General features: G+C 43.7%; 16 protein-coding genes and 3 tRNA genes. 16 read left to right on the top strand and 3 right to left on the bottom strand.

Going from position 1 to position 14,801, the window contains the following annotated elements:
* Positions 1 to 61: 61 nt before the first annotated feature.
* The 5 genes from ACGG81_RS00615 (at position 62) to ACGG81_RS00635 (ending at position 1,203) form a co-directional block, all read left to right on the top strand.
* Positions 62 to 337, top strand: coding sequence for a hypothetical protein (locus ACGG81_RS00615; protein ID WP_390109034.1), 276 nt, complete (start codon positions 62 to 64; stop codon positions 335 to 337).
* A gap of 14 nt (positions 338 to 351) precedes the next feature.
* A complete protein-coding gene (locus tag ACGG81_RS00620; protein ID WP_270602836.1) occupies positions 352 to 858 on the top strand; it encodes a hypothetical protein in 507 nt (168 codons plus the stop codon).
* 86 nt (positions 859 to 944) lie between these two features.
* Positions 945 to 1,017: transfer RNA gene (locus ACGG81_RS00625), tRNA-Phe, on the top strand.
* A 4-nt stretch (positions 1,018 to 1,021) separates the two neighbouring features.
* A tRNA-Gly gene (locus ACGG81_RS00630) sits at positions 1,022 to 1,092 on the top strand.
* A 40-nt stretch (positions 1,093 to 1,132) separates the two neighbouring features.
* Positions 1,133 to 1,203: transfer RNA gene (locus tag ACGG81_RS00635), tRNA-Gly, on the top strand.
* Between the two features lie 159 nt (positions 1,204 to 1,362).
* On the opposite strand, the gene ACGG81_RS00640 is transcribed toward ACGG81_RS00635, so the two are convergent.
* From ACGG81_RS00640 to ACGG81_RS00650, 3 genes are all read right to left on the bottom strand, one after another.
* Positions 1,363 to 2,613 (bottom strand): MFS transporter, encoded by a 1,251-nt coding sequence (locus ACGG81_RS00640; protein ID WP_120105699.1) that lies wholly within the window; start codon positions 2,611 to 2,613, stop codon positions 1,363 to 1,365.
* A gap of 24 nt (positions 2,614 to 2,637) precedes the next feature.
* On the bottom strand, positions 2,638 to 3,429 hold the full coding sequence (locus ACGG81_RS00645; protein WP_009263731.1) for a zinc dependent phospholipase C family protein: 792 nt from the start codon (positions 3,427 to 3,429) through the stop codon (positions 2,638 to 2,640).
* 97 nt (positions 3,430 to 3,526) lie between these two features.
* On the bottom strand, positions 3,527 to 4,390 hold the full coding sequence (locus ACGG81_RS00650; protein WP_009263730.1) for a methionyl aminopeptidase: 864 nt from the start codon (positions 4,388 to 4,390) through the stop codon (positions 3,527 to 3,529).
* Between the two features lie 243 nt (positions 4,391 to 4,633).
* On the opposite strand from ACGG81_RS00650, the gene ACGG81_RS00655 reads away from it, so the two are divergent.
* From ACGG81_RS00655 to ACGG81_RS00705, 11 genes are all read left to right on the top strand, one after another.
* Positions 4,634 to 5,710: a 6-phosphofructokinase gene (locus ACGG81_RS00655; protein WP_117577768.1), complete on the top strand. Its 1,077-nt coding sequence runs from the start codon at positions 4,634 to 4,636 to the stop codon at positions 5,708 to 5,710.
* A 92-nt stretch (positions 5,711 to 5,802) separates the two neighbouring features.
* Complete coding sequence (gene dnaX, locus ACGG81_RS00660) at positions 5,803 to 7,368, top strand: DNA polymerase III subunit gamma/tau (RefSeq protein ID WP_009263728.1); 1,566 nt, start codon at positions 5,803 to 5,805, stop codon at positions 7,366 to 7,368.
* Between the two features lie 13 nt (positions 7,369 to 7,381).
* Entirely contained in the window at positions 7,382 to 7,738 is a 357-nt protein-coding gene (locus ACGG81_RS00665) for a YbaB/EbfC family nucleoid-associated protein (RefSeq protein WP_009263727.1), read from the top strand.
* A 20-nt stretch (positions 7,739 to 7,758) separates the two neighbouring features.
* On the top strand, positions 7,759 to 8,355 hold the full coding sequence (gene recR, locus ACGG81_RS00670) for a recombination mediator RecR (RefSeq protein ID WP_008977554.1): 597 nt from the start codon (positions 7,759 to 7,761) through the stop codon (positions 8,353 to 8,355).
* 69 nt (positions 8,356 to 8,424) lie between these two features.
* Positions 8,425 to 9,078 carry a fructose-6-phosphate aldolase gene (gene fsa, locus ACGG81_RS00675; protein ID WP_008977553.1) on the top strand — a complete coding sequence of 218 codons (654 nt, stop codon included), beginning with the start codon at positions 8,425 to 8,427 and terminating at the stop codon, positions 9,076 to 9,078.
* 66 nt (positions 9,079 to 9,144) lie between these two features.
* Positions 9,145 to 9,981, top strand: a complete 837-nt coding sequence (locus ACGG81_RS00680; RefSeq protein WP_008977552.1) for a transketolase — start codon at positions 9,145 to 9,147, stop codon at positions 9,979 to 9,981.
* Positions 9,969 to 10,910, top strand: coding sequence for a transketolase family protein (locus tag ACGG81_RS00685; protein ID WP_008977551.1), 942 nt, complete (start codon positions 9,969 to 9,971; stop codon positions 10,908 to 10,910). Before ACGG81_RS00680 ends, ACGG81_RS00685 begins: the two co-directional genes overlap by 13 nt.
* A gap of 11 nt (positions 10,911 to 10,921) precedes the next feature.
* A complete protein-coding gene (locus ACGG81_RS00690; protein ID WP_009263725.1) occupies positions 10,922 to 11,464 on the top strand; it encodes an HDIG domain-containing metalloprotein in 543 nt (180 codons plus the stop codon).
* A 158-nt stretch (positions 11,465 to 11,622) separates the two neighbouring features.
* Positions 11,623 to 12,753 carry a LysM peptidoglycan-binding domain-containing protein gene (locus ACGG81_RS00695; RefSeq protein ID WP_390109042.1) on the top strand — a complete coding sequence of 377 codons (1,131 nt, stop codon included), beginning with the start codon at positions 11,623 to 11,625 and terminating at the stop codon, positions 12,751 to 12,753.
* 113 nt (positions 12,754 to 12,866) lie between these two features.
* A complete protein-coding gene (locus ACGG81_RS00700) occupies positions 12,867 to 14,054 on the top strand; it encodes a DUF5711 family protein (RefSeq protein WP_009263723.1) in 1,188 nt (395 codons plus the stop codon).
* A 15-nt stretch (positions 14,055 to 14,069) separates the two neighbouring features.
* On the top strand, positions 14,070 to 14,768 hold the full coding sequence (locus tag ACGG81_RS00705; RefSeq protein WP_009263722.1) for a CvpA family protein: 699 nt from the start codon (positions 14,070 to 14,072) through the stop codon (positions 14,766 to 14,768).
* Positions 14,769 to 14,801 lie beyond the last annotated feature (33 nt).

The following is a 14,801-nucleotide window of genomic DNA, read 5'->3' on the forward strand; positions in this document are numbered from 1 at the left end:
CTGACAGTCGTATTATAAGTGAAACGTAATTATTACATTTATAGTATGGGAGGACTTCGTTATGAGTATGAAGAAAACAACAGTTGGTATTTTGACTTCAATAATCGTAGTTTCCGCAGGGACAGCAAGTGTCTTTGCTGCTGGACAGGCAAAAGGAAGAAATTTTATAGATGTCGATGGCAATGGAATCTGTAACAATGCAAAAGTGGTCTGTTCCTATGTGGATGAGGATCAAAATGGAATTTATGATCATTGTAAATCTGGCCAAGGGGAAGTTCTGACAAACGGAAAGGGAATGAGACACAGACAAGGATATCGGGCAGGGCGAAATAAGTAGCAGGTGAAAAACTCATGAAAGGTGAGCAAGATGTAAATCGAGTAGTCGAGCAATATTCGGATATGATTCGGCGACTTTGCATGATACATTTAAAAAATTATGCAGATACCGAGGACATTGGCTCTATTTTGAACCAACAGCAGAAATCAGCATCGATATCAATCCATCTCTGGAGTTGGAACTTAATCGATTTAATCATGTGCTCTCAGTGGAAAGTTAATGATCAAATACAATCAAAAGAAGTTTTGAATCATATAAAGGGATGTACAAACAAAAGCGAAAATATTTATTGCTATTATATAAAAGCAGAAGAAGTAGAAAATGCGCATGAAGCAGGATTTTCCTGTGGGAAATATAAGGTGTTTTTAGAAATTCAGGAGTTGGATCCAAGAATTACGGCAAAAGAAGTGAAGAATATGTCGATGAAGGAAATGAGAGACTTGCTGAAAGAGCTGTCAGGAACAGATCAAGAGAAGCCAGAGCCTCACGAAAAAAGAAAAAGGCATGGAAAGTGTAAGTAAAAAAAGTGAAGAAAAATTTAAAAATGTATTGACAAATCCGAAAACTTAGTATAGAATAATTTTTGTTGTTAGCGCAATACTGAGTTGCCCAGATAGCTCAGTCGGTAGAGCAGAGGACTGAAAATCCTCGTGTCGCTGGTTCGATTCCGGCTCTGGGCACTGTGCGGGTGTAGTTCAATGGTAGAACACCAGCCTTCCAAGCTGGATACGTGGGTTCGATTCCCATCACCCGCTTTGGTGAAAACCAAAGCAGTATCACAATTTTATAGCAGATGCGGGTGTAGTTCAATGGTAGAACACTAGCCTTCCAAGCTAGATACGTGGGTTCGATTCCCATCACCCGCTTTGGAGAAACATGTACAGTTGGTACATGTTTTTTTTCTTTGTCAGTGGAAATGTTGTCTTAGCAAAAGGAAAAGGGATTTTCGATAATAATGATAATTTTTATCGGCAATCCCTTTTCTTTTTATATTTGCTTTTTCTGTTGTTGGGTCATGAGACGCTTTAAGAGTATTTTGTCTCAACGTTCCTGCACTTAAAGTGGAAGATCATAAATCCGAGTACGAGCATTCCTCCAATTACGGCGACACCGACTTTGGAGTTGTCGGCAAGCTGGGTTGTGATTCCCATCAACATTGTGCCGAGGAAGGATGCACCTTTACCGAAAATATCATAGATTCCGAAGTATTCGCTCGATTTGTTCTTCGGAATGATCCGGGCAAAATGAGATCTGGAGAGTGCCTGAATTGCCCCTTGGAAGACTGCTACGAGTACAGCAAGGAACCAGAATTCCCATGTTTTATCCAGCTGCAGGGCGAAGGCAGCGATTCCGATATAACCTACGATCGATATAGAGATCAGATCTGTCGTGCGATATTTTTTCGTCAGTTTTCCGAACAGGATCGAAAATGGAAAGGCAACAATCTGAGTAAGGAGCAAAGCCAGAAGCAGGCTGTTGTCGTCAATTCCTACATCTTTTCCGTAAGAGGTTGCCATCTCAATGATCGTATACACTCCATCAATATAGAAGAAAAAGGCGAGAAGGAAATAAAAGACGGTTTTATTCTCGCGCAATTCTTTGAAGATATTTCCGAAGCGCTGAAAGCTGCTCTTGATCGGGGAGCGTACAGGTTCAATATAGTAAATCTGTTTATAATTTTTTAAAAGCGGCAGCGTCACGACCAGCCACCATACAGCATTTAAAAGGAATGCAATTGCAGTTGCCGCAGCAGTCGACAGTCCGATCGGCTCTGCGAACAGCACAAGGATAAGGCTTGCGATAAATGGAACACAGCTTCCGAGATAGCCCCATGCATAGCCGAGAGAGGAGAGGTTATCCATCCGGTCATCAGTAGTGACATCTGATAACATCGCATCGTAAAAAATGAGACTGGAAGCAAATCCAACTTTGGCAACTACGAAAACAGCCAGAAAGAAGATCCAGGAGGACGGCAGAGCAAGAGCAGCACAGCCAATGACACCGACCATCATGGAGAAGGTAAAAAGTGGTTTCTTGTAGCCTTTTGTATCTGCGATCGTGCCGAGTACAGGACCTATGACTGCAACGATCAGTGTCGAAAGAGACACAGCGTATCCGTAGTAGGCGGTGGAGTCCGAAAGGGAAATTCCGTTGGCAGATGCAATGTTTTTGAAATAGATTGGGATGATCGTTGATACCAGAAGGACAAATGCAGAATTTCCGATATCATAGAGGATCCAGTATTTTTCCAGTTTTGTCAGTTGATTCTTGTCCATAGGGGACTCTCCTTTGTTAAATTGTTATTCAAAGTTTCTGTCAAACCGCTCTTCCAGCGGCTCTCCGGTAGAAAGTGCATTGTAAAAGCTTTCGGTCAGGCGGACACCTACCGGAATTGCCTCGATATACAGGTGGCTGAGTCTGCGGCAGATCGGTGCGCAATCCGGATTGCGATGAAAGTTCATCACAAGACCATGAAGTTCCTCATAACTTCCACTGAGCCGAAAGGCAGCATTGATCACTGCGCGGCGCACTTTGCAAGGGCTGATCAGGAAGTTGTTATAAAAGCGGAATGATTTTAATGCTTCGAACATTTCTTTCTCAGAAATTGCAGGGAAAAACTGTGCAATGCAGTTAGAAATTTCTTTGCTTACCTGGATGTGAGAAAGTGTCTTTGTTGTGATGGGATCTTTCTGACAGTGGAGAAGAATACTCCGGTCAAATTCAGTCTCAATTTCCGTATGAGAGATTCCAGTTTCTGTCATCTCTCCGATATATCCGTGGCATTCGCTGTCGAGAGAGTAGTGGCAGATAAATCCGAGAATATAAGCGATGGATGCTTCTCTGTTATTACTCCGGTTGATGACACGTCTTGCCTGTCGGAAGAAAGGAGCAGCAATTTCTGCGTGCATCAAGTGCCCGGCTTTGCTGACTGGATTGCTCTTTAGCGGTCTGTAAAAGAATAAAATGTCAGGACCGTGGAGTCCGATGTCAAAAAGTGCACGGTGTTCTGTGATGATACGCCGAATATCCGGATTTTCTATATTTGCAAGGACTTTTTTTCCAAATGTGTAGTGTGCATAAGCTGCAGGCATGGCAATTCCTCCTTTGAAATTACAATGATAAAGTGTAAGTATTGTATGTTAAGTTTGTCGTATGTATTGTGTTAAAAACTTGTAAAACAGCTGCTTGTTATTTTGTCAGCACTTCGATTCCAGTCTCTGTGACGAGCACCATATATTCAATCTGTGCGGAAAGTCCATCGTCAATCGTGTAGACCGTCCAGTCATTATCCTCATCGACGAAGAAATCAGGGCTTCCTTCATTGAGCATCGGTTCGATTGTAAACATCATACCCGGAACAAGGACCATCTCAGATCCCTTTGGGGTTACATAGGAAACAAAGGGTTCTTCGTGGAACTCCAGTCCGATTCCATGTCCGCCGATATCTTCTACGACAGAATACCCGTTTTTCTGTGCGTGCGTGTAGATTGCATCGGCAATATCTCCGAGGTGTCCCCAAGGTTTTGCCGCTTTTAAGCCAAGTTCTACACATTCTTCAGTTACGCGTACAATCCGTTCGGCACGTTCGCTGACGGTTCCGATTTTAAACATTCTGGACGCGTCTGAAAAGTAACCGTCAAGGATTGTAGAGACATCGACATTGATGATATCTCCTTCCTGAAGGATGATATTTTTATCCGGGATTCCGTGACAGATCTCATTGTTCAGAGAAGTGCATACACTTTTCGGGAATCCTTCATAGCCAAGCGGAGCCGGAATGCCACCGTGGGAAACGGTGAAATCGTGTACGAGTACATCGATGTCCTCTGTGCTTATGCCTGCGTGGATGTGTTTGGCAACGTGGTCAAGCACAGCGGTGTTTAATTCGGCACTTTTTTTGATTGCTTCAATCTGAGCGGGTGTCTTTAACAGTTCTCTTCCCGGGACAATGTGTCCGGCTTCCCTCAGTTGCTGCATTTTTTCTTCCATCGCCATATGGCAGCGTTTATACTTTTTGCCACTGCCGCACCAGCATAATTCATTTCTTTCCATGATGTAAGACTCCTTTTTATAAAATAATGTACATTGTCAGGCAAAGAAAAAAGGGAAAAATACAGTCTTTTCCTTTCTGCCTTGCAATGGTTTAAAATAGTAACAGATGATTTGTACTTCATATAGTATACCGCATTTTTTTGTTGTTAGCACCTGAAAAATAAGATATACTATATTTGTTGAGAAATAGTGACTGTGAATCGGAAGGGATGGGAAATATTTCCATAGAAAGGAAGGGCTTGTATGTTAAGAATAGGAATGTTGACAAGCGGTGGCGATTGCCAGGCACTGAACGCGGCGATGCGTGGTGTGGTAAAGGGTATTTGTTCAAAGATCAAGGATGTGGAGATTTATGGCTTCAAAGAAGGTTATAAAGGATTGATCTATGCTAATTTTGAGATGTTGACTCCGAAAGATTTTTCGGGGATCCTCACGATGGGTGGAACGATCCTTGGGACATCGAGACAGCCATTTAAACTCATGCGGGTTCCGGATGAGAAGGGACTGGATAAAGTGGAAGCGATGAAGCACACTTACCATAAGCTGAACTTAAATTGCCTTGTGATCCTTGGAGGAAACGGGACGCATAAGACGGCGAATCTTCTGAGGGAGGAAGGGCTGAATATCATTACACTTCCAAAGACGATCGATAATGATCTGTGGGGAACGGATATGACGTTCGGATTCCAGAGTGCGGTAGACATTGCGACAAATACCATCGACTGTATTCATACAACTGCTACATCCCACAGCAGAATCTTCATTGTCGAGGTGATGGGTCACAAAGTTGGCTGGGTGACGCTTCATGCAGGAATTGCAGGAGGAGCGGATATTATCCTGATTCCGGAGATTCCATATGATATCGAGGTTGTGGCAGAAGCAATCCGGAGAAGGACAGAGGCAGGAAAGCATTTTACAATCCTTGCGGTAGCAGAAGGTGCCATTTCCAAAAAGGATGCAAAGCTTTCTAAGAAGGAATACAAAGAGAAATTAAGAAATCGTAAGTATCCGTCCATCGCTTACGAGGTGGCAGAGGAATTAAAAGAACGTACGGGTCAGGAAATCCGGATTACAGTGCCGGGACATACGCAGAGGGGAGGCTCTCCTTGCCCATATGACAGAGTGCTTGCGACAAGACTCGGAGCAGCGGCAGCGGAATTGATCATGACAGAACAGTATGGTTATATGATCGGAATCCGCAACGGGGAGACGACAAAAGTGCCGCTGAAGGAAGTGGCAGGAAAGCTGAAGACGGTGCAGCCGGATTCCGGCATTGTCCAGGAGGCGAAGATTACAGGAATCAGTTTCGGTGATAAATAGCAGAGGTTACAGGAAATACAAAAGGGAACTGTAGATTGTTTTCCGGAATATAGAAGAATGAAACACCAGCAGGAAGATAAGGAGAGAAAAATATGTCATATACAGCATTGTACAGAAAGTTTCGCCCGGGTGGATTTGAGGATGTAAAGGGGCAGGATCATATCGTACAGACATTGAAGAATCAGATAAAGGCAGAGCGGATCGGACATGCTTATCTTTTCTGTGGGACAAGAGGAACTGGAAAGACGAGTGTGGCGAAGATTTTTGCGAAGGCCGTAAACTGTGAGCATCCAGTAGACGGAAGCCCGTGCGGGCAATGCGCGATGTGTCAGAAGATTGCAGAAGGGACATCGATGAATGTGATAGAGATCGATGCGGCATCGAACAATGGTGTCGACAATATCCGTGAGATTCGTGAGGAAGTCGCATATCGTCCAACGGAAGGAAAGTATAAGGTATATATCATCGATGAGGTGCATATGCTTTCCATCGGTGCGTTCAATGCACTGCTAAAGACACTGGAGGAGCCGCCGGAGTATGTAATCTTTATTTTGGCTACAACAGAAGTACACAAGATACCTATTACGATTTTGTCCAGATGTCAACGGTATGACTTTAAGCGGATCACGATCGATACGATCGCGGCGAGAATGAGTCAGCTGATGGAGACAGAGCATGTGGAAGTAGAAGAGAAAGCAATCCGCTATATTGCGAAGGCAGCGGACGGTTCTATGCGTGATGCGCTAAGTCTCCTCGACCAGTGTATCGCATTCTATCTCGGACAGAAATTGAAGTATGATGATGTGCTGGAAGTACTTGGCGCAGTGGACACAGATATTTTCAGCAGGATGCTTAGACAGGTCATGGCGCGGGATGTGGCAGGGGTTCTTCAGACGGTAGAGGAACTGGTCATGCAGGGAAGAGAACTGACACAGCTCGTGGCAGATTTTACATGGTATTTAAGGAACTTGCTTCTTGTGAAAAGTTCTGATAATATGGAAGATGTTCTGGATGTTTCCACAGAGAACTTAATTCAGTTGAAGGAAGAGGCAAAGATGATTGAAAGTGATATGCTGTTTCGGTATATCCGTATTTTCTCAGATTTGTCTAATCAGATCAAATACGCCACACAGAAGAGAGTGCTTCTGGAGGTGACATTGATCAAGCTCTGTACACCGGCAATGGAGACGACGCAGGATAGCCTGCTCGATCGGATCCGTGCAGTGGAAGAGAAGGTGGAGAAAGCAGATTTTTCGACGCAGGGAGAGCAGAGAGTTGTCTACGTGCAGGAGGAGAAGCAGGCGGGGCCTGTTGAGCGCCCGAAGCTTGAGAAAGCGATTCCGGATGACGTGCGGGAAGTGGTGCAGAACTTCCGGGGAATTGCCAATGAGGCATCGCCGATGCTGCGCAATTATCTGAAGTATGCGAAACTAAGTCTCGGTGGAGATGACCGGCTGTTAGTTGTACTGCCGGATGAGATTTCTGCAAATGTTGTGGGGACAGAAGAACATAAGAAGGAGCTGGAAGCTCTGATTGAAAATAGAATCGGCAAGACAGTGACGCTCGATGTCCGTCAGGTAGACGATGGAAGAAGGTTCGAGGATAGTTTTGTGGATATAGAAGATGTGATTCATATGGAAATTACGGTCGAAGATTAAGGAGGATATGATTATGGCAAAACGTGGAGGATTTCCGGGCGGAGGAATGCCGGGAAACATGGCGAATTTAATGAAGCAGGCGCAGAAGATGCAGCGCCAGATGGAAGAACAGGCAAAGGAAATGGAGTCGAAAGAATTTACAGCAACAGCAGGCGGAGGAGCTGTAGAAGTGACTGTTTCCGGTACAAGAGAAGTCCTGAAAGTGAAATTACAGGAAGAAGTGGTAGATCCTGATGATATCGAGATGTTAGAGGATCTGATCGTTGCTGCAACAAATGAGGCGCTCCGTAAAGTGGAGGCAGAATCAGCATCAGCAATGTCAAAATTGACAGGCGGTCTTGGCGGAGGAATGCCGGGACTTCCATTTTAGTGTAAGAAGGAGCGGAGGATATGGACTATTACAGCAGTCAGATCAGTAAATTGATCGAAGAGCTGTCAAGACTTCCGGGAATTGGTGCAAAGTCAGCCGGGAGGCTGGCTTTTCATATTATTAATATGCCGAAGGATCAGGTGGAGCGGCTGGCATCTACGTTGGTGGAGGCGAGAAATAATGTAAGGTACTGCGCGCAGTGCTGTACATTGACAGACAAGGAACTTTGCCCGATCTGCGGAAGTAATAAGCGAGATCAGAGGACAATCATGGTCGTGGAGACGACCAGAGATCTGGCGGCTTATGAGAAGACAGGAAAATATAACGGAGTCTATCATGTTCTTCACGGTGCGATTTCTCCGATGCTTGGGATCGGACCGGGAGATATTAAATTAAAGGAACTGATGGAACGGCTTCAGGGGGATGTCGATGAGGTGATCATCGCCACGAATTCCAGCTTGGAAGGAGAGACAACAGCGATGTACCTCAGTAAACTGATCAAGCCGACCGGAATTAAAGTGAGCCGTATCGCAAGCGGGGTACCGGTAGGAGGAGATCTGGAGTACATCGATGAAGTGACACTTCTGCGTGCATTGGAAGGAAGAACACAGCTGTAAACGTGAAGATGCATTTGTATGAGATACTGCAGGAGGAAACAGAATCAAATATGCAAGGAGGAAACGGGTATGAAATTTTTTATTGACACAGCAAAAGTGGAAGAAATCAAGAAAGCAAATGACATGGGTGTCATCTGCGGAGTAACTACAAACCCATCTTTAATTGCAAAGGCAGGGCGTGCTTTTGAAGATGTGATCGCAGAGATTGCATCGATTGTAGACGGACCGATCAGCGGGGAAGTAAAGGCCACGACCACAGATGCAGAAGGAATGATCGAGGAAGGCAGAAAGATTGCGAAGATCCATCCGAATATGGTTGTGAAGATTCCGATGACGGCGGAAGGGTTAAAGGCATGTAAGGTGCTTTCGTCCGAAGGGATCAAAGTCAATGTCACATTGATCTTCACTGCGAATCAGGCGCTGCTGGCGGCGAGAGCCGGTGCAGCTTATGTATCTCCGTTCCTCGGAAGACTGGATGATATCTCTGTGCGAGGCGTGGATCTGATCACAGAAGTGGCAGAGATCTTTGCCGTTTCTGGTATTGACACCGAGATTATCGCAGCGAGTGTCCGCAATCCAATCCATGTTACGGATTGTGCGCTGGCAGGAGCTGATATTGCGACAGTGCCATATGCAGTGATCGAAAAAATGATACACCATCCTCTGACAGACCAGGGAATCGAAAAATTCCAGGCAGATTACCGGGCTGTGTTCGGGGAATAAACGGCTTGCATAAAGAGAAAGCAGCAGATATAATTGAGTAGGAAAACAAAATGTGGAGGCAGTCTAATGAATAAATTAGAATTAATGAAAATGGCGAATGAAATCCGCAAGGGCGCTGTGACGGCGGTTTACCATGCGAAATCAGGACATCCGGGCGGATCATTATCCGCAGCAGATATCTATACATATCTTTTCTTTGAAGAGATGAATGTTGACCCGGCAGATCCGAAAAAAGCAGACAGAGACCGTTTTGTCTTATCGAAAGGTCACACAGCACCGGGATATTATGCGACACTTGCAAACAGAGGATTCTTCCCGGTAGAAGATCTGACAACACTTCGTCACGTGGGATCTTATCTCCAGGGACATCCGGACATGAAGCACATTCCTGGTGTAGATATGTCAAGCGGATCTCTCGGACAGGGAATCTCAGCAGCAGTTGGAATGGCGATCGGAGCAAAGCTTTCCGGAGATGATTATCGTGTATACACACTTCTTGGAGACGGAGAGATCCAGGAAGGGCAGGTGTGGGAAGCAGCCATGCTTGCAGGACATAGAAAATTAGATAATTTAGTTGTGATCGTAGACAACAATGGACTTCAGATCGATGGAAATATTGCAGATGTCAATTCTCCATACCCAATCGACAAGAAGTTTGATGCATTTAACTTCCATGTGATCAATATTGACGGACATAACTTTGACGAGATCGCAGCGGCATTTAAAGAAGCAAAAGAAGTAAAAGGAAAACCGACAGCGATCATCGCGAAGACGATCAAAGGAAAAGATGTTTCTTTCATGGAAAATGAAGCTTCTTGGCATGGAGCAGCTCCAAATGAAGAACAGTATGCAGTGGCAATGGCAGATTTAGAGAAGGTAGGTGAAGCATTATGTCAGATGTAAAGAGAATTGCGACAAGAGAGAGCTATGGAAAGGCATTGGTAGAATTAGGAAAGCTTCACGAAAATCTGGTTGTGCTGGATGCAGACCTTGCAGGTGCTACAAAGACAGCGATGTTTCAGAAGGAATTTCCGGAGCGTCATATTGACTGTGGAATCGCAGAAGGAAATATGATCGGGGTTGCAGCAGGACTTGCTACGACAGGAAAGGTTCCGTTTGCAAGCTCGTTTGCGATGTTTGCAGCAGGACGTGCATTTGAACAGGTGAGAAACTCTGTCGGATACCCGAAGTTAAATGTGAAGATTGGGGCAACGCATGCCGGAATCTCTGTAGGAGAAGATGGAGCGACACATCAGTGTAACGAAGATATTGCGTTGATGAGAACGATTCCGGGAATGGTTGTGATCAACCCTTCAGATGATGTAGAGGCAAAAGCGGCAGTGAAAGCAGCGTATGAACATGAGGGACCGGTATATCTTCGCTTTGGAAGACTTGCAGTTCCGGTGATCAACGATAATCCAGAATACAAGTTTGAACTTGGAAAAGGAATTGTATTGCGTGAAGGAACAGATGTGACAATCATCGCAACCGGGTTGGAAGTATCTGAATCGTTGGAAGCTGCAAAGAAATTAGAAGCAGACGGAATCAGTGCAAAAGTAATCAATATCCATACGATCAAACCGCTGGATGAGAAATTAGTGATCGAATCTGCAAAAGAAACAGGGAAGGTTGTTACAGTAGAAGAACATTCTGTGATTGGCGGACTTGGAAGTGCTGTATGTGACGTGCTGTCAGAAAATTATCCGGTGAAAGTGCTGAAGATCGGAGTGAATGATGTGTTTGGAGAATCCGGACCGGCATTAGAACTGATCAAGAAATATGAACTGGATGCGGACAGCATTTACAAAAAAGTAAAAGCATTTGTATCATAAGAGCAGAGACTATGATCAGAAAGAGTAAGAGATATAAAAGTTGGAAGCGTAAAGTCCTCCATGTGCGTAAGGAGTGGCAGGATGAGTTTTGTGAGAGCATCCGTGATATCGCGACACATCCGGTGGTACTTCGCATGAAATTGTATCCCCATCACGGTAACAGCAACTGCTACGAACATTGTCTGCATGTTGCGTATTATAATTATCAGTGGTGTAAGTTTCTTGGTTTGGATGCAAGATCTGCAGCGAGAGGCGCAATGCTTCATGACTTGTTTTTGTATGACTGGCACACACACAGAAAAAAGACGGGTGATCGGTTTCACGGATTGACACACCCGAGAACAGCATTGAAAAATGCAAGTAAGTTTTTTGATCTCAATGAGATTGAGAAGGATATTATTTATCGGCATATGTGGCCTGTGACATTTTTCAGAGTGCCACGGACAGCGGAAGGTTTCATTACCACTTTGACAGATAAATATTGTGGAGCGTGTGAGACGAGTCAGAGAAAGCCTAAGCAACGAAAACAGGTAATGCTCGGATCATATCAATAAAAGTAGAGCAGAAAAAGAACGCGGAAGGGAAAGTACAATGTTTGTACGATTCCTTCCGCTTTTTGTCGAAATATTCCAGCGACCTCTCGACAACAAGTGATAAATTCAGTCGGCTTTGTGTGCTATGCTAAAGAAAATACGCAGAGAGGTGAGTAAAGATGGAAAGAGAGATTCCTAGAAATGTAAGACAGATTGGGAACATATCCGGCGGTCCTAAAATCTATGTAGAAGATTATGTAGATACATTTTTCGGGCAAATTTCGGATCAGACAGAGGAAATTCGGGGAGCATTTTTAATAGGAGAGATGGAAGACAAGGAGCATCCGGATTACATATACATCACAGGAGCGATCCAGATGTATGAACTGAAACGGGACGGAAATACATTTCAGATTACGGAAGAAACATGGAAAAATGCATACGAAGACTGCAAGCGTTATTTTGGAAATGCAACGATCGTAGGATGGTTTGTAAGTGCCCCGGGAATTCCGGCTGAGATCAATGACGAGGTGATACGGACACACGAGAATGCTTTTCCAAATACGTATTCTATATTTGTTATGCGGGATTTGCGGGAGAAAGAAGATTATTTTTATGTGAATAAATTCAATGATCTGATGAAGGTGAGTGGATATTATATTTACTATGAGAAAAATCCTGCGATGCAGAATTATATGATTGCATCGCGCAGAAAAAATGGACTTACGATCAGTGAGTCGGTGGAGGACAGGGCTGCAAAAAGTTTTCGCAACCTGATTCGTACGAAGGGGGAGTTAGAAGATCAAAAACAGTCAATTCATTTTATGCGTATCGCCAGTTCGTTTTTGATCTTAGTCATGCTGGTGATGGGGATAACGATGATGAATAATTATGACAAGATTCAGTCGGTACAAAAATCGCTGGAAGCACTCGCAGAATCTGCACAAGCGGAACAGGAAGCAAAAAGAGTCAGCGTAGATCGGACGCCTTCCGTTGGATTAAAAAAGGAGCTGGAGGAGCACGCAGTAGAGAAAAAAGAAATCAACAAAGAAGATGCTGCAGCAAAAAGTGGAGAAAAGACCACAGAAGAAAAAACAAAACAGGAAGCATCTGACTGGAAAGAAGGAGCTGCGGAGGAACTTGAGGAGGGAAGCCAGGGAGATATTTATGTTGTGCGGAAAGGGGACACGCTTTTGTCTATCAGCAGAAAAGTTTATGGTACGGATGAAAATATTGCATCTATCTGTAAGATCAATGGTTTGAAAGAAAATGACTTTATCTATGTAGGACAAAAACTGCTTCTTCCGTAATCAGAAAAAGAAAATTAAAAACACACCAGAAAGAAAAAGTGTGATATAATGTACGCGAATATAAGTAAAACAGCGGGATAACGATTAGATCCCGAAAAACAAAGGGGAAAACTATGACTGATAAAATCAATAAAGAATTACATTTGTCAGAGTCGATGCAAAATCTGAAAGAAAAGATCAGAAAGCATAAATTAATGAGGTGGAAAAGAATTATTACGGCAGCATTTCTGGGATTTATGATCATTTTTGGATCTTATCTGCTTTTGGAGTACCGCACATATGAAAATACACGAGTGATTCGTACATACAAAGGAGACAGTTCGGCAGATGGAAGCTATAAGATGTTCGGGGATTCCGTTTTAAAATATACAAAAGACGGAATGACACTGATTGATCAAAAAGGAAAAGAAATATGGAATCACTCTTATCAGATCAAGAATCCGATCATTGAGATCAATCATGAGGTTGCAGCAATCGGAGACAGTGGCGGAAACAGTATCATTGTAATCGACCATGAAGGGATCAAAGGAGAGATTGAGACGACGCAGCCAATCGAAAAGTTGTCTATTTCCACGAATGGAATTGTGGCAGCAGTGTTAAAAGATGAAGTTTCTCCGAAGGTGATGTGTTATGACTCGACGGGAAATATTCTCGTAGAAAATAAAGTATCAGCAGCAAAAGACGGTTATCCAGTGGAAATCGCACTTTCCAATGATGGGACAACCTTGATCGTGTCCTATTTACATGTACAAAGCGGAGCGCTTGCTTCCAACGTGGTGTATTACAACTTTGGGGATGCGGGAAGAGAAGAGAAAAATAATCAGGTTGCCGGAGAAAGCTATACGGGTCAGATTGTTCCAAGTGCTTTTTTTATGGATGATGAGACGTCTGTGCTGGTCGGGGAGTCTGGGTTTTATATTTATGAGGGAACAGACAAGCCTAAATTGAAAAAAGAAGTAAAATTTGATACAGAGATCAAGAGTGTATATCATACAGAGAAGTATATCGGTTTTGTTTTAAAGGCAAAGGACAAAAAGGGATATGAAATCTGTCTTTATAATCAAAAAGGACAGCGGACGATGTCCAAAAAGTTTCAAGGGGATTATGCACATGTAAAGATGGTCGGAGAAACGGTGATGATGTATGACGGTGTAAATTGCTGTATCTACACTGCGAATGGTGTGAAGCGGTTTGCCGGACAATTTCAAGATAAGATTCTCGATATAGTTCCGGTGGGGGGAATCAACACTTATACGGTCATGAATATCAACGGAATCCAGAAAGTTCGTCTGGTAAAATAGAAGGGGAAAAGAGCAATGGATCAGACAAACTGGATGGCAGTCATTGTTATGGCAATTTTTGCGATCAGTATCTGCAATGGCTATCGAAAAGGGTTTTTCAGGCTTTGTGTTTCTTTTGCTGCGACAATTTTTACGGTGATACTGGTGAGCATTCTTACGCCACATGTCGGGGAAGCAATCATGAAGTGGACGTCTGTGGATGAGGTGATAGAGAAAAATTGCATGGAGATTTTTGCACCGGCGGAGATTGCAGAAAAGGAAGATGTTTCCCTTCAAGAGCAGATTCAGACAATCGAACAGGCAGGACTTCCAGAATTTTTCAAGCAGATCCTTTTGGAAAACAATAACCGGGAAATTTATGGGATACTCGGAGCGGAACGATTTGCAGATTATATCAGCAGTTATATTACGAGGACTGTGATCAATGTAATCGCTTTTTTGACGACATTTGTTTTCCTTACAATCGTGGTGAGGATGACTTTGTTTACATTGGATGTGATCACAAAGATTCCGATCCTGCATGGATTGAACCGATGGGCAGGAGCGGCACTTGGGTTTTTTCTAGGAGTCATTTTTGTGTGGATGTTCTTTTTGGTGCTTACTTTGTTTGGAGGTACTCCGTTGGGAGCGGAGTGTTTCCGACAGATACAGTCAAGTAGATTCCTGTCAGAATTATACAGAGCGAATGTGATTTTAAGAGAAATGCTGCTTTAAGCAAGAAGGACTTCGATAACAGAAATAGAAAAC

The sequence above is a fragment of the Faecalimonas umbilicata genome (assembly GCF_042846195.1).
Taxonomy (GTDB): Bacteria; Bacillota; Clostridia; order Lachnospirales; family Lachnospiraceae; genus Faecalimonas; species Faecalimonas umbilicata.